Here is a 24023-nt window from a genome sequence, read left to right as displayed (position 1 = left end):
GGAGAATTTAAATGGAAGAAATCATCTTAATCAAACTGGGAGAAATGGTTCTCAAGGGGCTGAACCGGAATGTGTTCGAGGCCGCCCTGATCCGGAATATCAAGCGCCGGTTGAATCCTCTGGGCGGTTTTGACGTAAAAATCGCCCAGTCGGCCGTTTACGTCACTCCCCGCGAGGGGGCCGATTTAGACGCGGCTGTGGAACGGGTTTCCAAAATATTCGGGATTGCCGCGTTTTCACGCGCCTGTGTGGTAAAAAAAGAGATGAGCGCCATTCTGGAAGCGTCCGCCCAATACCTGAAGCCGGAGCTGCTGGCCGCGAAAAGCTTCAAGGTGGAGACGAAGCGCGCCGATAAGATTTTCCCGCTGAAATCGCCGGAGATTTCCGCGCGGGTGGGCGAATACCTGCTGGAGCGGTACCCGCACCTGCGCGTCGACGTACACGATCCCGACGTCACCGTGCGGGTGGAGGTACGCGATTTCGGAGCCTACGTTCACGGACCCGCACTGAAGGGTGCGGGCGGAATCCCGGTGGGTACCGGCGGAAACGCCGCCGTTCTGATCAGCGGCGGAATCGACAGCCCCGTCGCCGCGTGGACGATGGCAAAACGCGGACTGGAACTGACCGCCGTCCACTTTGCCAGCCCGCCGTACACCAGCGAGCGCGCGGAGCAGAAGGTGCACCGGCTGCTGGCCCGCGTCGGCGAATACTCCGGCAGAATGCGCCTGTTTACCGTTCCGTTTGCAAAGGTGCAGGAGGAAATCATGGCGAAATGCCCGGAGGACCTGTTCACCTTAATTATGAGGCGGTTTATGATGCGGATCGGCGAAAAAATCGCCCGCAGGGAAAGCTGTTCCGCACTGATTACCGGCGAAAGCCTGGGCCAGGTGGCGAGCCAGACCCTGCAGGCCATTGTCTGCACCGACCAGGCCTCCGAGATGCCGGTCCTGCGTCCGCTGATCGGAATGGACAAGTTGGAAATCATTGAAATTTCGCGCAGGATCAACACCTTTGACATCTCCATAGAGCCGTTTGAGGACTGCTGTACCGTGTTCACGCCGAAGCATCCGCGCACACAGCCCAGGCTTCCGGAGCTTTTAGAGGCGGAACAGGCGCTGGACTGCGAAAGCCTGATCGGGGAATGCGTCCGGAACGCCGTGCTTACAAAAATCTATCCGAATCAATAGCGGGGGAAAAAGAATGAACGCTGAAATCATTTCCGTAGGAACCGAGCTTCTGCTCGGCCATACGATCAACACCGACGCCTCCTTTGTCGCGAGGGAGCTTTCTACCATCGGCGTCAACCTTCTGTTCGCGGGAACCGTGGGCGACAATGTCCCAAGGCTGAAGGAAGCGCTGAAAAGTGCGCTTCGCCGCAGCGACCTTGTCATCACCACCGGGGGCCTCGGGCCCACCGGCGACGACCTGACCAAAGAAACCATCGCGGAAACCGCGGGCAAAAAGCTGGTGCTGCATCAGGAAAGCCTGGACAGGATCGTCCGCTATTTCAAAGGGAGGGTGCTGGGCGAAACACAGAAGAAGCAGGCGCTGCTTCCCGAGGGCTGCACCGTGTTCCCCAACGACTACGGCACCGCGCCGGGCTGCGGGTTTGAAACCGACGCGGGCAAAATCATCATCATGCTGCCCGGGCCGCCGTCCGAGCTGATTCCCATGCTGAAAAACTATGCGATCCCCTACCTGGCAAAGAACGGACAGGCGGTGATCGTTTCCAGAATCGTCCGCGTGTTCGGCCTGGGGGAAGGCTTTGTCGCGGAAAAGATCCCCGACCTGACGGACTGCGCCAATCCGACGGCGGCAACCTACGCCAAGGACGGCGAAATGTTCGTGCGCGTCACCGCCCGGGCGGAAAATCAGGAAACGGCACAGGCCATGTGCGCACCCGTTGTGGAAGAACTGAAAAGGCGTTTTCACGAGTTTATTTACGGAATCGACGTGGAAAGCCTGGAAGAAGTCGTCGTCACGGAGCTCGGCAAGCGCGGCCTTCACCTTGCCACCGCGGAGTCCTGCACCGGCGGCCTGCTCTCCAAACGGATCACCGATATCGCGGGCGCGAGCAAGGTCTTTGAGATGGGTGCCGTCACTTACGCGAACAAAATCAAGACGCTCCTGCTCGGCGTACCGGAGTCCACCCTGAAGCAGTACGGCGCCGTCAGCGAACAGACCGCGCGCGCGATGGCCGAAGGGGTCCGGGCGAAATCCGGCAGCGAGCTCGGCATCGGCATCACCGGGATCGCGGGGCCGGACGGCGGAACGCCGGAAAAGCCCGTCGGCCTGATTTACATTGCTTTCTGTGACGGGGAACATACCTGGGTGCGCAAAATGCAGCACGGCGCTTCCAAAGGGCGCGAATACCTTCGCTGGCTCGCCGCCTCCAACGCGCTGGACATGGTGCGCCGCTATCTGACGGGCTGCGGAGGGCTGGAAGAAGCCGCCTACGCGAAAAAAATATAAAATATTCCAGAAGTAAAACAAGGGGGTGCGCCATGAAACCGCAAAACGGAGAACGCACGAAAAAAAGGGTTCCTTTTTACCGCGTTCTGCTGCCCTGGAAGGGGGACGGCAAAAAGCTGATTCTTTACAAGACCGTCAGCCTGATCGCCGTCTGCGTTTTTCTGGGCTGCGCCCTTTATCTGGCCTGGGACCTTGTCGTTCTGCCCGCCGCCGCGGACACGGAGCAGCAGGATATCAAAAGCGTCTATTACGCCGAAAGCTCCGAAACGCCGGACACAGGGGACGATTCGCCCGTGTCTTCCACCCCGCCGGAACGCGACGGGCAGGGGCGGCTGGTCCGGTTTCTTGAGCTGCAGAAAATCAACCCGTCCATTGTAGGCTGGATCAAGGTCCCCGGCACCGTCATCGACCTGCCGGTTTTGCAGGCCGACGCAAAGGACCCGGAGTTTTACCTGACCCACGACTACCGCGGCCGGTACTCCGGATACGGAAGCGTCTTTGCGGACGCGCGCTGCTCTGTGGAAAAGGGGAAATCCCGCAGCATCGTCCTTTACGGGCACTCGCTCAATTCGGGACGGATGTTTACGCAGCTGGACCGGTACAAATCGCTGGATTTTTACAAAAAGAACCCGGTATTTACCTTTGATACGGTCGACAGCCAGTCACAGTGGAAGGTCATTTCCGTTTTCCTGACCAATACCCTGCCGGAACAGGGCAAACCGTTCAATTACATGAAAACGGATTTTCAGGACGACAGCGATTTTCTGAATTTCGTTTATCAGATGCGGATACGGTCCCTTTACAACACCGGCGTCGGCCTCAACAAGGACGACAGCATCGTGCTGCTTTCCACCTGTTCCTATGAGTTCAAGGATTTCAGGGAAGTCGTGGTCGCCCGCAAAGTCCGCGACGGCGAAAGCGGCGAGGTGGACGTTTCCAGAGCGGTGTACAACGGCAAAACGGTGTACCCGGACTGCTGGTATACAAAGAACGGCGGGAAAAAACCGGTCTGGCCGGATACCTATGAAGAGGCCGTCAAAAAGAATCTTTTATCGTGGGGGGAAGGAATATGAACGCGGGACTCATTTTTTATTTTGCGCACAGGACCCTGCGCTGTCAGAATAAAATAGAGGAAGCGCTCCGTTTTTACGGGTCGGGTATCGCCGACGTGAAGATCTGCGCCAAAAAGACGGACCTCAGTTCCACTATGGCGCGCCTTCTGCGGACGCTCCCCGCCGTCTTTGTGGTGGGCGACTCGCCCGAAAGCATGCCGGACTGCGCGCCGCCGCTTTTCAAAATCCTGCATATTCCCGTCGGCAGGTCCGGGGAACCGAAAGGCGTTCTGCGCCTGAACGGTACGGATAAAACCGGCTATCTGATCGAAAGCCTCAATCAGGCGATCGTCGTGCTGCCGGACGTGCCGGAGGAGCTCCTGCAAATGCTTCCGGCCGCCTGTGAACGGCTTGCGCTGAAATTCGGGCTGACGGGAGAGTTCCCTTCCGATAACCGCGAGCCGTTCGAAGAAATGGTCGAGAATTCCATGAAGACTTTTAACCCGGGGGTTTAAATCCATGTTGGATCTGCTGTCCCAGATGAAAACCGTTGATCTGGTCATAAAATTTGTCCGCGGCGATATGCGGCGCATCACGCCGTACCCGTTTCAGCCGCAAAAGAAGAAGAATACTCCGAAAACCGATTTCGGCGGGATTCCCGCCTCCACACCGGAGGACGAGGGGATTCCCAGCGAATATATCGAGCAGTTTTTTGAGGAGCTTGCCGCCTCCCCCTCCATCCGTCCGCACAGCGTGATGCTGCTGCGGCACGGAAAGCTGATTGCGCAGGGCAGCTTCAAGCCTTATTCCCCCGCGTATCCGCACATGATGTTTTCCCTTTCCAAAAGCGTTACCGGCATGGCGGTGGGGATCGCCATGGAGGAGGGCCTGCTCTCCCTTGACGAAAAGGTAATCGACATCTTCCCCGAAAAGGGCGTCATGTTCCGCAGCCCCAGAATCAACAGCATCACCGTCCGTCACCTGCTGAACATGACCAGCGGCATCAAGTTCAACGAGGCCGGTTCCTTTATGGAAAGGGACTGGGTGAGGGCCTTCCTGACATCGGACTGCATTTTCGAGCCCGGAAGCGAATTCAGCTACAACAGCATGAATTCCTACCTGCTCAGCGCCATCGTGCGCAAAAAAACCGGCGTGGGGCTGGTGGAGTACCTGACCCCGCGGCTTTTCGCTCCGCTGGGGATTGAGGATGCGGACTGGGAAACCTGCCCGCTGGGAATCGAGAAGGGCGGCTGGGGGCTTTCCCTGCATATCGCGGATATGGCAAAGCTCGGCCAGCTTTATCTGCAGGGCGGCCGCTGGGACCTCGGCGGCGAAACACGGCAGCTCATCCCGGAGGAATGGATTCGGGAATCGACCAAAGTGCAGACCCCGTCCCGCGAAAACAGCCATCCGGTCGGCTACGGGTATCAGGTATGGGATTTCCACGCGGCGGACGCGTACCAGTACAACGGCGTATTCGGCCAGTACGTCATCGTCCTTCCGAAGCGCGACATGGTGGTGGCCATCACAAGCGGAAGCCAGAACCTGTTTTCCGACGTTTCCATCGAGCTGGTGGAAACCTATTTCGGCGACGGCGCGGAAAAGATCTTCGACCATCCTTTGCCCCGGAACATCCGCGCGCTCCGCTCGCTGAAAAGCAGGCTGGACAGCCTGTACGCAGTCCCCGAAACAGCGCCCCGGCCCCGGAAATCCAATCCGTTCCACACGTTTCTGCAGCGATTTTTTTCCCCGAAAGCCGAAGAACCGCCCTTGCTCGCCGCGGGAATCGACAAGCAGGAGTACCGGCTGGGCAGCAGCTACGGAACGCTGCTCCCGCTTATTCTGCAGTGCGTGACCAATAATTTTTCCGGGGGGATCACCCGCGTTTCCTTTTCTTTTGAGCCCGGCCTGTGCAGGATCACAATGTACGACGGGACCGACGAAAACGTAATTACAGCCGGGCTGGACGGCGTTCCCCGCCGCAGCGACGTAACGCTGAACGGCGACGTTTACACGGTGGGGGCGACGGCAAAGCTGACGACGGACGAAGAGGACCGCACGGTCATGCTCCTTTACCTCTCCTATATTGAAACGCCCAGCCTGCGCGTGATGAAATTCATCTTCTACGGGGAAAAGCTGCTCATCCGCTTTTACGAGCACCCCACCGTGGAAGCCGCGACAAAAATGCTGTTCGGCCTGGTCGGGGGAAGCGGAAACTCCATCGACAAGATGCTGATCGACGCCATTTCGCAGGAACGCATGGCCGCCCGGGTGGACAATATCATGATGCCCCGCGCGAAGGGCACCCTGTTTGATAAAACATAAAAACGGCGGGACCGGTTCGGTCCCGCCGTTTTTATGAAAGAAGGGAGTATTATGAAAAAGTTTGCTGGAAACTTATTTTCCTGTCGACTGGGCCAGCTTCACTTTGGCGGTGAAGCTTTCCCCCGTCAGGGAACTGGCAACGTTCAGCGTGACCGTGTCCCCCGGTTTCTTCCCCGTAATCACCCCGGTAATCACATTCTGACTGGTCACATCCTTGCCGTCGATCTTCGTGATTACGTCGCCCTTTTTAATCCCGGCGGAGGTAACCTCCGGATTCGTCACGGAGCCGACGTACATGCCGACGGGCAGGTTGTAGAAACGGGAAGTCATGGTATCGATAAACTGGCCGGAGATGCCGAGTACCGCCCTGTCCTTGACATAGCCGTACTGCTTCAGGTCGCTGATGATCGGCTGCGCCACATTGATGGGGATGGAGAAGCCGAGGCCCTCATAGCCGGTGGCTACGATTTTGGAGGAGTTGATGCCCACGACCTGGCCGTACATGTTGACCAGCGCGCCGCCGGAGTTGCCCGGATTGATCGCTGCGTCGGTCTGGATGCATTTCATGGTATAGCCGGTATCGGAATTGGTGATTTCACGATTTAATGCGGAAACATAACCGATGGTGACGCTGGAGTTGAACTCCAGGCCGCCCGGGTTGCCGATCGCCATGACGGTATCCGCGACTTTAAGGTCGTCGGAGGAGCCGAATTCCGCCGCGGTCAGGCCCTTTGCGTCGATTTTAATAACGGCCAGATCGGTGACGCTGTCGCTGCCGATCAGCTTCGCTTCATATTTTGTTCCGTTGGATAAGATGACTTTGAGCGAAGATGCGCCCTCGACGACGTGCGCGTTGGTAATGATGTACCCGTCGCTGGTCGCGATAATGCCGGAACCCTCGCTTGTCGGGGTGACGGAGCTGTCCTCGTCGCTGTTTCCCGCGTTGCCCGCGCCGTTCCCGCCCATGGTATAGCGGGCGCTCTGGCCCAGCTGGTAGTTTTGGATACAGACGACCGACGGGACCACCTTTTCGGCGATCTGCTGCTTGGTCAGTTCCCCGGTCACCGTAGCGGCATTGGTGGTGCCGCTGTTGACCAGCTTCGTTACGGTAAACGCCGGATCGCTGGTGCTTGCGTTCCCCAGCTTGACATACCCGTTGTTGACCAGCGCAGCGAACCCTGCGATGGAACCGGCCGAAATCATCAGGCAGCACATGACCCCCGCCAGTACCTTGACGAAAGTTTTTTTGCCGCCGCGCTTCTTTTTGCGCGGCTCCTGAAAATCGAAAACAGGCTGCCGGGGAACGGAGGGCCGCTCCCAGCTGTAAACCGGGGGCTCGTTCTCCGGCTTGCTGTAATGGTAAAAATCCCCCTGCCATTCCGTCCGGCCTGCGCTTCTGTGTTCCGTATCGTTACTGTTTAAATCACGATTTGCCAGGTCTTTTTTCTTTTTATCATCTGCAAATGGATTAAACATCTGAATCATTCCTTTCTGCGGTGATTTGCTTGCTGTGATTGTTATGATACCGGTTCTATGTGAAAAGGATGTGATGATTGGTTTATATTTTTATGATATTTTTTAGAAAAATATGTAACCTGAATTTAACGAAATTATGAACACAAAAAAGGAGGATTCCTCTTTTCTTTCCATCCCACCGCAAAACCCTCCCGAAAATCTCTCTTTTCCCGGCGGATTTGCGCCAGAATGTGCTATGATAGGATCAGAAATAAATTTGATACGGATGGAGAATGTGCGATGAACGGACTGACTCATGTTTACTGCGGGGACGGAAAAGGCAAAACCACCGCCGCCGTCGGGCTGGGGGTGCGCGCCTGCGGAAGCGGGAAACGGGTGCTGATGGCACAGTTCCTGAAGGGAAACGGCTCCGGCGAGCTGGCCGCCCTGAAACAGCTGGAAAATTTCAGCGTGCTCCCCACCGTGCCGACCGTAAAGTTCACCTTTCAGATGACCAAAAAGGAGCTGGAGGAAACCGCCGTCCTGTGCGCCAACCTGTTCTGCAAGGCGGTTGCCGCCGCCAAAGCGGACGAGTGCGACCTGCTGATTCTGGACGAGGTATTTGCCGCGGTCAACTGCGGCCTGCTCGACGGCGGAATGCTGACCGACTTTATAAAAAACAAGCCCCAGAAGCTGGAGCTTGTTCTGACGGGGCGCGGCCCAAAACCGGAGGTTCTGGAGCTCGCCGATTATGTTTCCGAAATCAGGAAGGGAAAGCACCCCTACGACAGGAACATCCCAGCCCGGAAGGGGATTGAATTCTAAACCGCATTAGCCGCAGCGGGAGTACCCGCACTGGCGGCACGTCACGCATCCGCCCTCATGCTCCAGCTTTGCCCCGCACTCCGGGCAGAAATGCATGCTGCCCGGGACGGAATCCGCCGCTTTTCTCACCGGTTTGGATTTTTGCGGTGCAGGAGCGGGCCACTTTCCCAGCTGGACCTGCTCTTTGTAAACGCGTTCAATCGTCTTTGCAATCGCGTCCGGGCAGGAGGTGCATTTCAGCCCCGGCTGACGGATGGTCGACGGGCAGCGGATTCCCCTGAGCTGGTCGACAATGCTTTCGACCTCCATCCCGCTGCGCAGGGCGATAGACGCAAGACGCGCGGTCGCCTCCGACTGGGACGGGCATCCCCCGGCCTTGCCGGTATTGGTAAACACCTCGCAGATTCCCTGGTCGTCGTAGTTGACGGTAATATACAGGTTTCCGCAGCCGATTTTCACCCGCTCCGTAACACCGGTCACCGTGTCGGGACGCGGACGCGGCACAATCCGGCCATGCTCCGGCGTCTCCGCCGCGGGCCGGCCTTCTTTTTTTACCTGCCCGATGTTGAGCACCTGTTCCGCGCGGCTGCCGTCACGGTAAATAGTCACGCCCTTGCAGCCGAGATGGAACGCGAGCGTATACACGCTGGCCACGTCCTCCCTTGCGGCGCCGTTGGAAAAGTTCACCGTCTTGGAAACCGCGTTGTCCGTTCCCTTCTGGAACGCCGCCTGCATCCGGACATGGTACTCCGGGCTGATGTCGTGCGCGGAAACGAACACCCGGCGCAAATCCTCCGGCAGCTCCTCAATGTGGGCGACCGTCCCCTCTTTGGCAATGCGCTTCATCAGCTCGTCCGAGTAAAGCCCGCGCTTTTCCAGCTCCGCCTTCAGAATCGGGTTGACCTCGATCATTTCCGTGCCGTCCATGATGTTGCGGATGTAAACATAGCCGAAAACCGGTTCTACGCCGCTGGAGCAGTTCGCGATGATGGAAAGGGTCCCGGTCGGCGCAATGGTCGTGATGGTCCCGTTGCGCATCGGTCTGTCCTGCGGCAGGATGCTTTCGCCGAAAAGCGGGAACGCGCCGCGTTTTTCGGCAAGTACGGCGCTTTCTTCGCGCCCGCGTCCGGTAATGAATTTCATGACCTTTTCTCCGAGCGCGATCGCTTCGTCGGAATTGTACGGAATCCCCATCTGCAGCAGGCTGTCGGCCCAGCCCATGACGCCCAGGCCGATTTTCCGCGTCTGTTTGGTCACCCGGTCGATATTTTCCAGCGGATACTGGTTGGCGTCAATGACGTTGTCCAGAAAATGCACGGCGTTTTTTACCGTCAGCCCAAGCTTGTCCCAGTCGAACTCCGTTTTTCCGTCCGTTGTCTTCAGCATCTTTACCAGATTGACGGAACCGAGGTTGCAGGACTCATACGGGAGCAAAGGCTGCTCGCCGCAGGGATTGGTGGACTCGATTTCGCCCTGCGAGGGCACGATGTTGTCACGGTTCAGGCGGTCGAGGAAAATAATGCCCGGCTCGCCGTTGCGCCACGCGGCGTCCACGATCCGGTCAAACACCATGCGGGCGCGCAGAGCGGAAACGGCTTTCTTCGTGTGGGGGTCAATCAGCTCATAATCGGTATCGTTCTCCACCGCCTCCATGAATTTTTCCGTCAGGCCCACAGAGATATTGAAATTGTTGATTTCGTTGTTGTTGGCCTTGCAGTCGATAAAATCGAGGATATCCGGGTGATCGATGCGCAGGATGCCCATGTTTGCGCCGCGGCGGGTTCCGCCCTGTTTGACGGCCTCCGTCGCCATGTTGAACACCTTCATAAAGCTGATCGGGCCGGAGGCGACCCCGCCGGTCGAGTTGACGGTGCTGCCCTGCGGGCGCAGGCGCGAAAAAGAAAAGCCCGTTCCGCCGCCCGATTTGTGAATCAGCGCCGCCTGCTTGATCGCTTCAAAAATATCCTCCATGCTGTCCGCGACCGGCAGCACAAAGCACGCCGAAAGCTGCCCGAGCGGGCGCCCGGCGTTCATCAGCGTGGGAGAATTCGGCAGGAACTCCAGCTCCTGCATCATATGGAAAAAGGTTTCCTCCGTCTTTTTAACGTCCGCTTTCCCGTCGTGCAGCTTGTCCGGCGCCGCAATGGCGGCGGCTACGCGGCGGAACAGGCCCTCCACGGTTTCCGTGGTTTCTCCCTTTTCGTTTTTGATCAGGTACCGCTTTTGCAATACCGTCAGCGCGTTCTGTGATATGGTCATGATGGCCTTCCCTTCCCTGTCCATTTTGAGATACTATATATTGTACCACTTCATACATATAAGTCAATATATTGTGAATATTTTATCCAATGTTATTCATAGAACTTTTATTTTTGTTCCGGAACCCATTTTCCTCTACCAGCAGACTGCCTTTTTATTTATACGTATAATAAAACATTCAGAACCATACAATATATAGGTTTTCGGAAACATACTAAGCAATGTAATTGTATATTATATCTATAATTTATCTTGATATTTATTTAAATATTACACAATATAAATAAATATTCGGTAATAATACCAATATTAATTATACGTATAATAATATATAATTTACTTACAGCTGAAAGCTTTCAGGGCAAAAAGGAGGCAAACGTAAAAATGATGATTTGATCAGGATACGGAGGAAAGAGGAGTTAAAAACAGGAGGTCATTATTATGGACAAACAAGTTGCAATTATAGGCAGCAGTGGAGGGAATCTGTATAATCAGGGCGGAAACAATCCCAGGCTCATGATAAAGGAAATCTTCACGCAGGCCCAGTCAGCGGGAATTGACATTTCCTACATTCAGTTTATTGGCGCAACCAGTTCCATGGACAATATCAATAAGGGTACAAACGCCAAACTGTACACCTTGGAAAACGGTGAAATAACAGAAAGCAGCGAAGCCCCTCTTGATAAAATAAACGAAACAGCAAAAGCGTCTGATAAACAGCTCGCAGATAAAATAATGGACGGCGAGATCGATGCAATGATGCTTCTCAGTTGTGACCCGAAAGGCGTAAACAATCTGGCGATTACGGCAGCAGCCGAGAAAAAAATCCCACTGGTGGGAACAGGGGGCACATCCATTGCCAACACCCAGTCTCTCGGAGGAAAAGTCATCTCCGCCTCCGGCACAACCGGAACGACAAACCGTACAAGAGCGGTAGCCTTTGTCTCCGCTCTGGCCAAAGAGTGGAAGCTGAAATATATGCCGGTTCTTGCGTCCTCTTCGAGCGGTTCCGTGCAGGACGGAAGCGTCTGGAAGCGCATCAACTTCAGAGGAATCATGATGGCGGCAATGCCGGGCTTTATTTCCATGGCGCTTGTGCTGGCGCTGAGCAAAATTCCTGCTTTTGCCGGACTGAGCACCGTATTTGACACCCTGATTGGAATCTTACCCGTCGTTCTGGCGGCTATCGCCGCAAAGCAGGTTTCCGGGATGGACGAAGTTGGCCTGGTTGCCGGTATCATTGCGGGAATCCTCGCAAAAGACGGAGGGATCATCGGCGGAATGATCGCCGGTATTCTCGCTGGCATTCTCACGTATTACATAAGCAGCTTCTGCTTTAAGCATAAGGTTCCGGGGACAACGGCCAATATCGCCTCCGGGGGCATATCCGGTTTAACAGCCGGGCTGACGGGTATGTACCTTATTGCACCGGCTGCTCTCTGGTTTGGCAACACGGTTCGCTGGCTGATCGACCTTGCGCTGAACTACAGTCCCATTCTCGCGGGAGCGGTCGCCGGTCTGCTTATCTGGCCGGCTATTATCGGAGGCGTCTACCATGCCGCAATTCTTCCGATTATCCTACTGGAAATGGAGAAGGATGGCTTCAGCTTCCTGGGCGCGATCGACATGACCTGCCTGGTAATGGTTTCTGCCGGTATTACGTTGGCAAATGTCCTTTTCCCGAAACAAAAAAGCGAAAGTGCGGTCGCGCTTCCCGGGTTCATTATCAATATAGCCTTCGGCACTTTCGTGGAAGCGTCTTATCCGTTTATGTTCTCAAGCAAAAAAGTCTTTGGGGGTGCTTTGGCCGCCTCGACCATCGCCGGAGCCCTGGTCGGCTGGCTGGGGGTAAAAGGAACCGCATATGTTCCGGCCGTCATCGCCCCCATGCTCGCAAATCCGAACAAAGGCATTTTCTTTCTTGTCTGCATGCTGTCGGCAGCCGGACTTGCATTCCTCCTGACTACGATTGCCAATCAGCAGGACAAGCACAAGTTAACAAAGTAATGAATCCCGATAATGAAACAGAGGTATGAATATGTTTAAAAATGATATGGACAAAAGAATGAAGCAGGGAATGGAAAAGGTCTACAATGCGATTAAATTGGGCGGAGGCCACACGATCCTCAGCACCGGCATCACCGGCGATGACGCCCGTATTGCCAAAGCAGTGGCCGACGTAGGAATCAAAATGCTGGAGCCGAACCATCCCGCGGTAGCGCTTGCGCGTGGTCATAACGGCGTTGTTACCATGCACGCCGCGGAACAGATTCGTCATGAGATCACGGTGGCGCAGATGGCCGAGGTCACAAAGGGCGTGCGAAGCGTCGTACCAAAGGATGTTTACATCACCGTTGGAATTCCCGGCGGATTTACGGAAATCGTTCCAAAAATTCTGACTGACGACGATTTCATCATGATGGCACTTAGCGGTGCGGACGGGCTGCATACCCACAAGTCTTCTTTAAAAGATCTTGAAGAGCTGGTTCAAAAAGCACACAAATACGGGCTGCTGGTAGATGCTTATATTGGCAAAGAAAGTGACCTGCACACCTTCGGCCTTCCGGCGGAAACCCCGGAAGAGGTCTACAAGGTAGCAAAACAAATGGAAAGCGTTGGGACCGATATGATCGGAATGATGTCGGGCATGAGCTATGAAGGGGTCGCAGCCGATCAGATCCATCCGGAAATGCAGGAGCGTTTAACGGCAATGGTTGAGGCTGTTAAAGTACCAACGCTTGCTGAAGGCGGGATTAACCTGCACAACTTCGAAGCATTTAAGAAGACAAAAGTAAACATTCTGGTGATCGGAACTTCTTTCGACAACATGGTGGAAAAAGCGGCTCAAGACGCTGTCAAAGCATTTCTTAAATAAGCTGTTCACTGTTTACGCAAAAAGGCAAAGTATAGCATACTTTGCCTTTTTGTATTTTTTAAAATATGCTATAATAACAATAAATCAAGGGAGGGCGGAGGACCAATGGTAGAGAAAAAGAATTTTATATACATGAAACTGTATCTCGATATTAAACACAAGATCGACAGCGGTGAATTGAAGGCCGGAGAGCACCTTCCTACCGAACAGGAGTACCAGAAGCAATATCAGGTCAGCAGGGATACGCTCCGCAAGGCGCTTGCGAAGCTGGAGCAGGAGGGCTATATCACTCGCAAAGCGGCAACAGGAACCTATGTCAAATTTAAAAAAGCGGATTACGCCCTTTCCAGAATGGAAAGTTTTTCAGAGCTGATGCATAAAAGAGGATTAACCCCTTCTTCAGAGATTCTCTCCATCGAGATGCTTGAGGACGCCGACAAGGATGTTCTGGCCCGGCTTTCCCTTTCCCGGGGGGAAAAAGTATATAAAATTTGCCGAATCCGTAAGGCGAATGGGGAACCGATGGCATACGAAATCGCTTATATCCCGCAAACGGTATGTCCGAACCTGCACACTCATCTGCTGGAAACCACTTCCCTTTACGATGTGTATGAGCACGTTTACGGGCTCCACCTGAATCACGGAGAGATTCAGCTGGAAGCTGAACTTCCCTCCCCCTATGTTCAGAAGGTCCTGAAACTAAGAAGCAATTCACCCCTTCTGAAAATGAGCTGTACGGTAATGCTGGAAAGCGGAACTCCGCTATATTATGTCCTGAGTTATTATATCGGGGAAAAATATGTCTTTTCCGCCAATCTGCCCCGATAAACAGCTATTTCCCAGTACGGAAAACACACAAAGAAAGCCCCGCGCGGAAATCCGCGCGGGGCCAACTGATTCAAGAAAGATTATTCCATTTTGGAGAGTTTCACAAGGTGCTCGTAGTTTTCAGCAGCAACCTTTTCGGCCTTCTGGAACAGAACCTCTGCGCGCTCCGGGAACGCACGGGTCAGGGAGTTGTAACGAACCTCGCCCATAATAAAGTCACGATAGCTGGTTGTAGGAGCCTTGCTGTCGAGGTGGAACGGATTCTTGCCCTGCTCCGCAAGACGCGGATCATAGCGGAAGTTGGTCCAGTAGCCGGCTTCAACCGCCTTCTTCTCTTCCAGCTGGGAGATGCTCATGCCGCCCTTGATCCCATGGTTGATACAGGGAGCGTAAGCAATGACGATGGAAGGTCCGTTGTAGCTTTCGGCTTCCGAAATCGCCTTGATGGTCTGGTTGTAGTCTGCGCCCATTGCGACGCGGGCCACGTAAACATAACCATAGGTCATTGCGATCGCGGCAAGGTCCTTCTTCTTTGTCGATTTACCGGTAGCCGCGAACTGAGCGACGGAACCGATCGGGGTGGACTTGGAAGCCTGGCCGCCCGTGTTGGAGTAAACCTCGGTGTCGAATACGAGAATGTTGACATTCTCACCGGAGGCGAGAACATGGTCAACGCCGCCGAAGCCGATATCATAAGCCCAGCCGTCGCCGCCGAAGATCCACATGGATTTCTTGGCGAGGTAGTCTTTGTCAACAAGCGTTTTCTTCGCAAGCTTTGCAACATCGTCGCTGCCGTTTGCAGCTTTCCCGAGCTCCGCAATCAGAGCGTCTGCTGCTGCGCGGTTCAGGTTGCTGTCTTCCTTGGTCGCAAGGTAGTTCTTGCAGGCTTCCTTCAGAGAAGCGGAAGCCGCTTCGGAAGCTTCGATATTTTCAACATACTCGGCGAGTCTGCCGCGGATCGCGTTCTGGGCAAGAGTCATGCCGAAGCCGAACTCCGCGTTGTCCTCGAACAGGGAGTTGTTCCACGCGGGGCCGTATCCCTTCTTGTTGACGGTGTACGGTGTGGCCGGTGCGGAACCGCCCCAGATGGAGGAGCAGCCTGTCGCGTTGGCAATATACATTCTGTCGCCGAAGAGCTGTGTGACGAGCTTTGCATACGGTGTTTCACCGCAGCCCGCGCACGCGCCGGAGAACTCAAGCAGCGGCTGCTTGAACTGGCTGCCCTTGATGGAGGTAGGCTTGAATTTCTCGATGACTTCCGGCTTCTCGCCAAGGGTAAGGCCGTAATCAAAGCCCTTCTGGCTTTCAAGCTGTGTTTCCATCGGCTTCATGACCAGCGCCTTTTCGCCCTTCATACCCGGGCAGACGGATGCGCAGGAACCGCAGCCGGTGCAGTCGTAGGAAGAAATGGTGATCGCGTATTTCATGCCGGGCATACCGGTCATATCCTTGGTCTTCTGGCTTGCAGGCGCCGCGGCGGCCTCTTGTGCAGTCATAGCGACCGGACGGATAACGCCGTGCGGGCAGACATAGGAGCAGAAGGTACACTGGATACAGTTTTCCGGATGCCACTCGGGAATATCAATCGCGATGCCGCGCTTCTCGTAAGCGGCGGAACCTGACGGCACAGTGCCGTCGGCCATTTTGACAAAGGCGGATACGGGAAGCTGATTGCCTTTGTATTTGTTTGCGGGAACCATGACGTTGTTGACATACTCCAGCGTTTCCGGTCTGCCGTCTGTAAAGACATGCACCTGGGTATCGTCCTTGCAGTTCTTCCAGGATTCCGGAACTTCGACCTTGACAAAATCGGTCGCGCCGCGCTCAATAGCGGCATAGTTCATATCGACGATCTTCTGGCCCTTCTTCGCGTAGGAATGCAGGGCGGCGTCCTTCATATACTGGATCGCCTTTTCGGAAGGAATGATGTTTGCGATCTTGAAGAACGCGGACTGGAGGATGGTGTTGATGCGGCCGCCGAGGCCGATCTCTTTACCGAGCTTGATACCGTCGATGGTGTAGAAATTGATATTGTTGTCGGCGATATATTTCTTCATTTTGCCCGGCAGTCTCTTGTCAAGCTCTTCCAGATCCCACTGGCAGTTCAGAAGGAAGCTTCCGCCCGGCTTCAGGTCCTGCACCATGTCGTACTCGTCGACATAGGAGGGCTTATGGCAGGCGACGAAGTCGGCCTGGCTGATATAGTAGGTGGACTTGATCGGCTTGCTGCCGAAACGCAGGTGGGAAACGGTCAGGCCGCCGGACTTCTTGGAGTCGTAGGCGAAGTAGCCCTGAGCGTACATGTCGGTGTGGTCGCCGATAATCTTAATGGAGTTCTTGTTCGCGCCGACGGTGCCGTCCGCGCCGAGACCCCAGAATTTGCAGGAATGCGTGCCCTTCGGGGTGGTGTCCGGATTTTCCCTGAGGTCGAGGGAAAGATGGGTGACGTCGTCGATGATGCCGATGGTGAAACGCTTCTTCGGGGTGTCGGTTTCCATGTTGCGGTATACGGCGACGATCTGGCCCGGGGTGGTGTCCTTGGAGCCGAGGCCGTAGCGGCCGGTGTAAACCGGAACAGCGCCGAATTCCGTGCCGTTGATCGCGGCGAGGACATCCAGGAACAGCGGCTCGCCGATGGAGCCCGGCTCTCTTGTTCTGTCGAGCACGGAAATCTTCCTGACCGTCTTCGGCAGGACGTCGAGCAGATATTTTGCAACAAACGGTCTGTACAGTCTGACCTTGACCAGACCGACCTTGTCGCCGGCTGCGTTCAGGTAATCCACAACTTCCTCCGCCGCTTCGCAGACGGAACCCATTGCAATGATGACCCTTTCGGCATCCGGTGCGCCGTAGTAGTTGAACGGCTTGTAATCGGTGCCGATTTTCGCGTTGACTTTATTCATATAGTCGACAACAACATCCGGAAGATCATCATAGAATTTGTTGCCGGCTTCACTTGCCTGGAAGAAGAAGTCGTCGTTCTGGGCCGTGCCGCGCGTGACCGGATGCTCCGGATTCATCGCGTTGCGGCGGAAAGTTTCAACGGCGTCCCAGTCGAGCAGTTCGCCCAGATCGGCGTAATCCCACATATGGATCTTCTGTACTTCATGGGAAGTACGGAAGCCGTCGAAGAAATGCAGGAACGGTACGCGGCCCTTAATGGCGGAAAGATGGGCGACTGCGCCCAGATCCATAACCTCCTGCGGGCTGTTGGAGCAGAGCATGGCGTAACCGGTCTGACGGCATGCATAAATGTCGGAATGATCGCCAAAAATGCAGAGTGCGTGGGTCGACAGGGAACGTGCCGAACAATGGATGACGCTCGGAAGGAATTCGCCGGCCATCTTGTACATGTTCGGGATCATCAGGAGAAGGCCCTGAGAAGCAGTGTAGGTAGTGGTCAGCGCGCCTGCCGCCAGCGAACCGTGCACCGCGCCCGCGGCACCCGCTTCGGACTGCATCTCGGTAACCCTGACTTCCCTGCCGAAAAGATTTTTTCTGCCGGCCGCGGCATACTTGTCCGTTTCATCCGCCATAACGGACGACGGGGTGATGGGGTAGATGGCAGCAACATCTGTAAACGCATAAGAAACATGTGCGGCAGCGTTATTGCCATCCATCGTTTTCATCTTTCTTGAATCCATTATTATTATTTTCCTCCTTTTAAGGATAATCTATTTGCTATAGGCGCCAACATACTGCACCTTGTCTAAATTTTATCATCTTTTATAAGATATGTAAAGAAATTTTGCAGGATTAACCACAGAATTTACATCTCTAATAAAAATCAAAAAAATTTATCCTGAATTCGTTCATTTTGGCGGCGATTCCACCCTGTTAAGCGGCTTTGCCAAGCCACACCGCCGCCTCTCTGCTTTGCTCGCGCGCATAGATGCGCAGATACTCCATAAACTGTTTGACATTAGTATGAATAATAATATACAATAATATTAGTATTATATTTTATTTCCGAAAGGGGAAAAACAATTCATGTCACCCGAACCTGACGGCTCATTTTTTCATTTGCTGAGCGCGCTGCCCGCCGCCGCTGAACAGGAGCCAAATGAATTTTTATCCATTCTGCTTCTGTTTGCCCTGATTTTGGTAAATGCTTTCTTTGCCGCGAGTGAAATCGCAGTGATTACCCTCAACGACAACAAGCTGAAAAAAATGGCGGAGGACGGCAATAAAAAAGCCGCCAAGGTACTGAAGCTGACGGAGAATTCCAGCCGCTTTCTCGCGACCATCCAGGTCGGCGTAACGCTGAGCGGATTTCTGACCTCCGCCTCGGCTTCCCAAAGCTTTGCCGGCAAGCTTGCAAAACAGCTTGCCTTTTTGCCCGTGCCCACCAGCGTCGTCCACGGCGTATCCACGGTATTGATTACCGTGCTGCTGTCCTATTTTTCGCTCGTGCTGGGCGAGCTGGTTCCGAAAAAAATCGCCATGCAGCGCGCGGAAGAGCTGTCTTTCAAATTCATCGGCATCCTGAACGGCACTTCCGCCGTTTTCCGGCCGTTTATTTCCTTCCTGTCCTTTTCCACCAACGTCGTTCTGAAGATGCTGGGCTTTGATCCCAACGCCGCGGAGGAAACCGTCACAGAGGAGGAAATTCTGATGATGGTCGACGCCGGCGAGGAAAAGGGCGTCATCGGCGAAACCGCCAAGGATATGATTTCCAATATTTTCGACTTCAGCGACATCACCGCCAGCGAGGTCATGACCCACCGCACCGAGGTGGACGCCGTAGAGGACATCGCCTCCATACAGGACGCCGTGAACCTTTCCATTTCGGACGGGCACTCCCGTATCCCCGTTTACCACGAGGACCTGGACAATGTGCTCGGCGTGATCTATGTCAAGGACCTGCTCCAGTATGTCGGCAGCGAGCTGGATAAAAATATCAAAATTACCGATCTGATGCGCCCCGCGTACTTTGTGCCGGAGAGCAAACGCTGCAGCGAGCTGTTTACGGAGATGGCCGAGCGCAGGACCCAGATCGCGATTATTGTCGACGAATACGGCGGGACCGAGGGGATTATCACCATGGAGGACCTGCTGGAATCCATTGTCGGCGACATTCAGGACGAATACGACCATGAGGAAGAGGAAATACATAGGGTGGACGATCACAAATTTACCGTGGACGGCGGGACCGACATCGATGAAATTTCCGATCTGGTGGGGATTGAGCTTCCCGAGGGGGACTACGACACCATTGCCGGCTTGGTGGTGGAGATGCTGGGAAGGATTCCAAAGCCGGGCGAACACCCTGTCGTACAGGTCCAAAACCTGACGCTGACCGTTCAGGAGGTTGAGGACCGCCGCATTTCCAAAATCCTGATCGAGGTGCTGCCGGAGCCGGACGACGGCGACAGTCCGGCGAAAGACGAATAACGGAAAAAACAGAGGGTCTGCCGCTTCGGCACAGGCTCTCTTTCACTGCGCCGTTTCCTGCCGGATATCTGTGGAAACGAGTTGCTTTCATCGCAGTTTTGTAGTATGGTATTGTAATTACCGGACACAGCCTGTCCGGTATGGTCAGTCGCAAAATCCTGACCTTAAAGAAAACTACGGAGGAATCTGAAAATGAAAAATCAGTCTCAGCGCGCGCAGTATCTTGCGCAGGGCGCCATGATCGGCGCCATCTACATGGTTCTGACCCTTCTTGCGGCCCTGGCGAACTTAGCTTATGGTCCGGTGCAGTTCCGCTTTTCGGAAGCGCTCACCATCCTGCCGGTCTTTACCCCGGCGGCCGTTCCGGGGCTTGCGGTCGGCTGTCTGCTTGCCAATATATGGAGCGGCTACGGCGCGGCGGACATGGTGTTTGGAACCCTGGCGACTCTTTTGGCGGCGGTCTGCACCAGGATGGTCCGAAACATCCGGATCAAAAACCTTCCGGTTCTGGCCCCGCTTCCGCCGGTTTTGTTCAACGCGGTGATTATCGGGCTTGAAATAGCCGTTCTGTCCACGGAAGGCTTTTCGTGGGCCGGGTTCTGGACCGCGGCCCTTTCGGTAGGCGCCGGAGAACTGGTGATCTGCTACGGTCTGGGACTGCCCTTGGCTGCAGCCTTGCAGAAGGCAGGGAAAAGGAGAAAAATATTCTGATTTTGGGGTGTAATTGTAATGGGGGAAGAACAGTTCTGTGTGAAAAAGCGGTTGAGGAGCGTGCCGCCGGTCAGGCTGATTGTGGTAAGCTTCGCGGTTGTCATCCTTGTGGGCGCGGTTCTGCTCACGCTGCCGATCGTTTCACGCAGCGGGCTGCCGACCGGATTTATCGACTCGCTGTTTACCGCGACCTCGGCGACCTGTGTCACCGGTCTGGTCGTATTTGACACATGGACACACTGGAATCTGCTTGGCCAGATCATCATCATCCTGCTGATTCAGATCGGCGGGCTGGGCGTTATCACCTTCACCACCGGCTTTTCCATGCTGGTCCGCCGAAAAATCGGGCTGCGGGACCTGCAGCTGGCAACAGAAAATACGAGCGGCGACACGATTAACATAAAATATCTGATCAAGATCATTCTTTTCTTTACATTTTTCTGCGAGATGACCGGAACGGTGCTGCTGACGTTCCGTTTCGTTCCCCAGTTCGGGGCAAAAGGGATCTGGATTGCGGCGTTTACGGCGATTTCCGCCTACTGCAACGCCGGATTCGATATTCTGGGCTTTTTGATGAAGGACGGCAACCTGATTCCCTATGTCGGGGACCCTCTGGTCTGCCTGACGGTCGGCGGGCTGATCGTGATCGGCGGGCTGGGCTTTGTGGTGATCAGCGATATCTACAACGCGCAGCTTCTTCCGCGGATTCATAAGGAAAAACCGGTCCATCTGCATTTCCATTCCATTCTGGTACTGATCATGACGGCGATTCTGATTGTATCCGGTACCGTGCTCTTTCTGGTCTGCGAATACAACAACACGCTTGCAGGCATGGATTTCGGAACAAAGCTGAACGCTTCCCTCTTTCAGTCCATCAGCGCGCGCACCGCGGGCTTCTGTACGGTTGACATTGCAAAGGAACACGATTTTACAAAAATCATTACGGTTATCCTGATGTTTATCGGCGCCTCGCCGGCAGGGACCGGCGGCGGTATCAAGACAACCACCTTTATCGTGCTGCTGGCTACGGTGGTCAGTGTCATGCGCGGAAATGAAGAAACCACCCTGCTCAAACGCCGGATAGACCAGTTTACGGTTTACCGCGCGCTGTCGATTCTTTCCGGCGCGGCTGTAGTCCTGTTTGTAGCCACGGGCGTTATTTTGACCGCGGACCCGGATGTCAACGGCGTCGACGCTCTTTTTGAGGCAACCTCCGGTTTTGGCACCGTGGGGCTTACCGCGGGTGTCACACAGACTTTAAGCTGGATTTCCAAACTGACGGTCAGTCTGACCATGTATATCGGCCGTGTCGGCCCCGTTTCCCTCGGGCTTGCGCTGACTCTTCACAGAGGACACCGCAGCGCAGGCGCGATTTTGCCGGAAGGGAAAGTCATTGTGGGCTGATGCTTTAGCGACAGCAGCGGCCCCGGCAGAGCCGGGGCCGGGAATAATAAAATCCCACCGCGTTTCCCGCGGTGGGATTTTTGTGTTTATTCTCTTTGGGCTCCCAGAATTTTTATCAGTTCCTTCTGGCTTTTATTTTCACAGACGGCGACGATTTCATCATTGGCATGAATAACCGTAAACCCGTTTGGAATCATCATGGAATCCCCGCGCACCACGGAGATAATCAGCGAACCCTGGGGGAGGGTGATGTCCTTCAGCTGCACGCCGTCCAGCGCGGTATCGCGCGGAAGGGTAATGGCACAGATTCCGGCCTTTCCCTTATTCAGCGTTGCAAGCAGATGCATCTTTGAGACGTCCACTTCCTGCTCAATCAGGTTGGTGATAATTTCCGTGCTGCTGACGGCAATATCCGCGCCCAGTTTGCGCAGGGCCGCCAGATTGCGGGGGTCGTTCGCCCGCGCAATGACTTTTGCCGCCTGAAACTCTTTTCTGGCCAGCTGCGAGGCAACGAGATTGTCCTGATCGCTGCCCGTAACCGCGATCACGCAGTCGGCGTTTTTGGTTCCGGCCTCGTCCAGCACCTCAATTTCCGTGCCGTCGCCGCAAATCACTTCCACATCCAGCTCATTGGCGAGGCGCATACATTTGAGCTTATCTTTTTCAATCAGCTTCACGCTGTATTTTCTTTCGAGCATATTTCTGGCAATCTGATGTCCCAGCTTGCCGCCGCCCACAATTACAATCCTCATATCTTCCCAATATCCTCCAAATTCGGCACGACCGAAATCAATCAGTCGATCACCTTTGCAAAAATGACCTTGTCCCCTTCGGTAAGAATGATTCTGCGGTCAGAAGAATACAGCTCCAGCGTACCGTTACGATGAAGAACCCCGAAAACGGTCTCTCCAATATCCTTTGGAGCCGCGGCAACGGAAATGCCTTCATGCGCCTTATCCACGGCGCGGCAGTGAAAAGTCGCCGTCGCACTCTCGAAGGACATATTTTTGGAAGCGAGCGGCTGCGTCAGCGCGGTGAAAATAGAATCGCCCGCCAGATTGGTCGGGCAGACGGTTTTCAGACCGAACCGTTCAAATACATTTTCACGGGCCGGGTCGGAAATACGCGCAACCACGTTCTGTACGCCGAAAAATTCACGCACAATCTGTGACACCGTAATGTTCAGATTATCGTCGGGAGTGACTACGGCAACTGCGTCGCAGCTTTCCACTCCGGCGTTTTGCAGCACCGTCATATCCATCGGCATGCCGGTGACCGTGATCCCGCTGAAGTTCTCGCTCAAATTCCGGAACGTATCCGGATTGGAATCAATCACGGCGACGTCATGGCCGTGCTCATCGAGCAGTCCCGCCAGACGGGTTCCCAGCCTGCCGCAACCCACTACAAGAACATTCACAATAACCTCTCCTCTGCATAACACCGTATACAACATGATAAAATTTCACTGATGAAAGAAACCGGTGCTGCTCCCCTGCCTGCGCCGGGGGGTTCTCACCCTCCGGGCCGGGAACACCACCAGATTTACTCTGCCCTGTTTGATTTTGGCCCGCCCGGAGGGATTCGAAGGTGGTACATGTTCAACCCGCGTTCCGCGAGTCCCTTCGTTTTCCTTCGGGATAAAGATTTCCGGTGCTGCTCCCCTGCCCGCGCCGGAGGGTTCTCACCCTCCGGGCCGGGAACACCACCAGATTTACTCTGCCCTGTTTGATTTTGGCCCGCCCGGAGGGATTCGAACCCCCGGCCTTCAGAATCGGAATCTGCTGCGATATCCAGCTTCGCTACGGGCGGATGTTTAGCCAAAGGTTATTATAACATAATTCGTGCCAAAGTCAATGGAAACAGTCAGAAATTGCGCGGGGTCATGCCTCGCAGATTTTTCGGATCGAGGCCACCGCGAGCTCGATATATTTGGACATGGGCTTTTCTTCCACCCCCGCCACGTACACATGGCAGGCGGACACGGGTATCAGCACCTTTTCCGCTCTGCTGCCGGAAACAGCCTGTGCGATTACAGGCGAAATTTCCCCCAGCATCGCGTTCGCGAGAATAATCCCCATCGGCCCGGCGATAATATCCGCGTGTGCGCAGTTGTATACGGCCGCATTCTCTCCGGTAGCGCCGGCGTCGGCTCCCGCTTTCAGCATCGCCGAGGTTGCAAGGGCATTGGTCCCCACCGCGATGAGTTCGGCGCCCGGAAGCTCCGCTTTCAGCCTTTCCACGATGCTGCGGCCGATCCCGCCGCCCTGGCCGTCAATCACGATAATCTTCATTGAAATCCTCCATCCCCAGGTCTTATTATAAATGTTATAAAATCAACAATACCTTCCCATAACGAAGATGATAGCACAAGTATCTTTTCCCGTCAATCAGTCCCGGAAACAGGTATCCTCCCTCATTAAAAA

18 protein-coding genes and 1 tRNA gene are annotated in these 24023 nt (G+C 54.8%); 12 read left to right on the top strand and 7 right to left on the bottom strand.

Going from position 1 to position 24023, the window contains the following annotated elements:
* The first annotated feature begins 11 nt into the window (after positions 1–11).
* Genes thiI through ACRQV7_RS01745 form a run of 5 tightly spaced genes read left to right on the top strand, consistent with a single transcriptional unit; the run spans position 12 to position 5849 of the window.
* Complete coding sequence (thiI, locus tag ACRQV7_RS01765; RefSeq protein WP_444659195.1) at positions 12–1187, top strand: tRNA uracil 4-sulfurtransferase ThiI; 1176 nt, start codon at positions 12–14, stop codon at positions 1185–1187.
* Positions 1188–1200: 13 nt separating this feature from the next.
* A complete protein-coding gene (locus ACRQV7_RS01760; RefSeq protein WP_444659194.1) occupies positions 1201–2472 on the top strand; it encodes a competence/damage-inducible protein A in 1272 nt (423 codons plus the stop codon).
* A 32-nt stretch (positions 2473–2504) separates the two neighbouring features.
* A complete protein-coding gene (gene srtB / locus ACRQV7_RS01755; protein WP_444659193.1) occupies positions 2505–3545 on the top strand; it encodes a class B sortase in 1041 nt (346 codons plus the stop codon).
* Complete coding sequence (locus ACRQV7_RS01750) at positions 3542–4039, top strand: hypothetical protein (RefSeq protein WP_444659192.1); 498 nt, start codon at positions 3542–3544, stop codon at positions 4037–4039. Before srtB ends, ACRQV7_RS01750 begins: the two co-directional genes overlap by 4 nt.
* Before the next feature lie 4 nt (positions 4040–4043).
* Positions 4044–5849 carry a serine hydrolase domain-containing protein gene (locus tag ACRQV7_RS01745; protein WP_444659191.1) on the top strand — a complete coding sequence of 602 codons (1806 nt, stop codon included), beginning with the start codon at positions 4044–4046 and terminating at the stop codon, positions 5847–5849.
* A 72-nt stretch (positions 5850–5921) separates the two neighbouring features.
* Here ACRQV7_RS01745 and ACRQV7_RS01740 read toward each other — a convergent pair whose 3' ends face one another.
* Positions 5922–7325 (bottom strand): S1C family serine protease, encoded by a 1404-nt coding sequence (locus ACRQV7_RS01740; RefSeq protein ID WP_444659190.1) that lies wholly within the window; start codon positions 7323–7325, stop codon positions 5922–5924.
* 279 nt (positions 7326–7604) lie between these two features.
* On the opposite strand from ACRQV7_RS01740, the gene ACRQV7_RS01735 reads away from it, so the two are divergent.
* Positions 7605–8129 carry a cob(I)yrinic acid a,c-diamide adenosyltransferase gene (locus ACRQV7_RS01735; protein WP_444659189.1) on the top strand — a complete coding sequence of 175 codons (525 nt, stop codon included), beginning with the start codon at positions 7605–7607 and terminating at the stop codon, positions 8127–8129.
* Positions 8130–8135: 6 nt separating this feature from the next.
* On the opposite strand, the gene ACRQV7_RS01730 is transcribed toward ACRQV7_RS01735, so the two are convergent.
* Positions 8136–10388: a vitamin B12-dependent ribonucleotide reductase gene (locus ACRQV7_RS01730; protein WP_444659188.1), complete on the bottom strand. Its 2253-nt coding sequence runs from the start codon at positions 10386–10388 to the stop codon at positions 8136–8138.
* Between the two features lie 441 nt (positions 10389–10829).
* Between ACRQV7_RS01730 and ACRQV7_RS01725 the strand changes: the two genes are divergently transcribed.
* The 3 genes from ACRQV7_RS01725 (at position 10830) to ACRQV7_RS01715 (ending at position 14091) form a co-directional block, all read left to right on the top strand.
* Entirely contained in the window at positions 10830–12395 is a 1566-nt protein-coding gene (locus ACRQV7_RS01725) for a hypothetical protein (RefSeq protein ID WP_444659187.1), read from the top strand.
* Between the two features lie 31 nt (positions 12396–12426).
* Positions 12427–13263, top strand: a complete 837-nt coding sequence (locus ACRQV7_RS01720; protein WP_444659186.1) for a hypothetical protein — start codon at positions 12427–12429, stop codon at positions 13261–13263.
* A 105-nt stretch (positions 13264–13368) separates the two neighbouring features.
* Positions 13369–14091 carry a GntR family transcriptional regulator gene (locus tag ACRQV7_RS01715; RefSeq protein WP_444659185.1) on the top strand — a complete coding sequence of 241 codons (723 nt, stop codon included), beginning with the start codon at positions 13369–13371 and terminating at the stop codon, positions 14089–14091.
* Between the two features lie 80 nt (positions 14092–14171).
* Here ACRQV7_RS01715 and nifJ read toward each other — a convergent pair whose 3' ends face one another.
* Entirely contained in the window at positions 14172–17735 is a 3564-nt protein-coding gene (nifJ, locus tag ACRQV7_RS01710; RefSeq protein WP_444659184.1) for a pyruvate:ferredoxin (flavodoxin) oxidoreductase, read from the bottom strand.
* Positions 17736–18081: 346 nt separating this feature from the next.
* Here nifJ and ACRQV7_RS01705 point away from each other — a divergent pair, with 346 nt between their 5' ends.
* From ACRQV7_RS01705 to ACRQV7_RS01695, 3 genes are all read left to right on the top strand, one after another.
* A complete protein-coding gene (locus ACRQV7_RS01705; RefSeq protein ID WP_444659183.1) occupies positions 18082–19485 on the top strand; it encodes a hemolysin family protein in 1404 nt (467 codons plus the stop codon).
* A gap of 192 nt (positions 19486–19677) precedes the next feature.
* Positions 19678–20196 (top strand): QueT transporter family protein, encoded by a 519-nt coding sequence (locus ACRQV7_RS01700; RefSeq protein WP_444659182.1) that lies wholly within the window; start codon positions 19678–19680, stop codon positions 20194–20196.
* An 18-nt stretch (positions 20197–20214) separates the two neighbouring features.
* The gene (locus tag ACRQV7_RS01695; protein ID WP_275717719.1) at positions 20215–21600 is read left to right on the top strand and encodes a TrkH family potassium uptake protein; all 1386 of its coding nucleotides are present in this window, start codon (positions 20215–20217) and stop codon (positions 21598–21600) included.
* 86 nt (positions 21601–21686) lie between these two features.
* On the opposite strand, the gene ACRQV7_RS01690 is transcribed toward ACRQV7_RS01695, so the two are convergent.
* From ACRQV7_RS01690 to ACRQV7_RS01675, 4 genes are all read right to left on the bottom strand, one after another.
* Positions 21687–22352, bottom strand: coding sequence for a potassium channel family protein (locus ACRQV7_RS01690; protein WP_444659181.1), 666 nt, complete (start codon positions 22350–22352; stop codon positions 21687–21689).
* 41 nt (positions 22353–22393) lie between these two features.
* On the bottom strand, positions 22394–23017 hold the full coding sequence (locus ACRQV7_RS01685; RefSeq protein ID WP_275717721.1) for a potassium channel family protein: 624 nt from the start codon (positions 23015–23017) through the stop codon (positions 22394–22396).
* A 315-nt stretch (positions 23018–23332) separates the two neighbouring features.
* Positions 23333–23409, bottom strand: a tRNA-Arg gene (locus ACRQV7_RS01680).
* Positions 23410–23480: 71 nt separating this feature from the next.
* Positions 23481–23891, bottom strand: coding sequence for a DUF3842 family protein (locus ACRQV7_RS01675; protein WP_444659180.1), 411 nt, complete (start codon positions 23889–23891; stop codon positions 23481–23483).
* Positions 23892–24023 lie beyond the last annotated feature (132 nt).

Source organism: Caproiciproducens lactatisolvens, from assembly GCF_052443335.1.
In the GTDB taxonomy this organism is placed as follows: domain Bacteria; phylum Bacillota; class Clostridia; order Oscillospirales; family Acutalibacteraceae; genus Caproiciproducens.
The sequence above is the reverse complement of the archived record's forward strand: the minus strand, read 5'-3'. Positions and strand labels throughout refer to the sequence as shown.

Excerpts from the sequence above, each read along its gene's own strand:
- ACRQV7_RS01730 (WP_444659188.1), bottom strand. The coding sequence starts at position 10,388 with ATGACCATATCACAGAACGCGCTGACGGTATTGCAAAAGCGGTACCTG.
- ACRQV7_RS01725 (WP_444659187.1), top strand. The coding sequence starts at position 10,830 with ATGGACAAACAAGTTGCAATTATAGGCAGCAGTGGAGGGAATCTGTAT.
- srtB (WP_444659193.1), top strand. The coding sequence starts at position 2,505 with ATGAAACCGCAAAACGGAGAACGCACGAAAAAAAGGGTTCCTTTTTAC.
- ACRQV7_RS01735 (WP_444659189.1), top strand. The coding sequence starts at position 7,605 with ATGAACGGACTGACTCATGTTTACTGCGGGGACGGAAAAGGCAAAACC.
- ACRQV7_RS01745 (WP_444659191.1), top strand. The coding sequence starts at position 4,044 with ATGTTGGATCTGCTGTCCCAGATGAAAACCGTTGATCTGGTCATAAAA.
- ACRQV7_RS01715 (WP_444659185.1), top strand. The coding sequence starts at position 13,369 with ATGGTAGAGAAAAAGAATTTTATATACATGAAACTGTATCTCGATATT.
- ACRQV7_RS01740 (WP_444659190.1), bottom strand. The coding sequence starts at position 7,325 with ATGTTTAATCCATTTGCAGATGATAAAAAGAAAAAAGACCTGGCAAAT.
- ACRQV7_RS01750 (WP_444659192.1), top strand. The coding sequence starts at position 3,542 with ATGAACGCGGGACTCATTTTTTATTTTGCGCACAGGACCCTGCGCTGT.
- ACRQV7_RS01760 (WP_444659194.1), top strand. The coding sequence starts at position 1,201 with ATGAACGCTGAAATCATTTCCGTAGGAACCGAGCTTCTGCTCGGCCAT.
- ACRQV7_RS01690 (WP_444659181.1), bottom strand. The coding sequence starts at position 22,352 with ATGAGGATTGTAATTGTGGGCGGCGGCAAGCTGGGACATCAGATTGCC.
- ACRQV7_RS01705 (WP_444659183.1), top strand. The coding sequence starts at position 18,082 with ATGTCACCCGAACCTGACGGCTCATTTTTTCATTTGCTGAGCGCGCTG.
- thiI (WP_444659195.1), top strand. The coding sequence starts at position 12 with ATGGAAGAAATCATCTTAATCAAACTGGGAGAAATGGTTCTCAAGGGG.
- ACRQV7_RS01700 (WP_444659182.1), top strand. The coding sequence starts at position 19,678 with ATGAAAAATCAGTCTCAGCGCGCGCAGTATCTTGCGCAGGGCGCCATG.
- ACRQV7_RS01720 (WP_444659186.1), top strand. The coding sequence starts at position 12,427 with ATGTTTAAAAATGATATGGACAAAAGAATGAAGCAGGGAATGGAAAAG.
- ACRQV7_RS01695 (WP_275717719.1), top strand. The coding sequence starts at position 20,215 with ATGGGGGAAGAACAGTTCTGTGTGAAAAAGCGGTTGAGGAGCGTGCCG.
- nifJ (WP_444659184.1), bottom strand. The coding sequence starts at position 17,735 with ATGGATTCAAGAAAGATGAAAACGATGGATGGCAATAACGCTGCCGCA.
- ACRQV7_RS01675 (WP_444659180.1), bottom strand. The coding sequence starts at position 23,891 with ATGAAGATTATCGTGATTGACGGCCAGGGCGGCGGGATCGGCCGCAGC.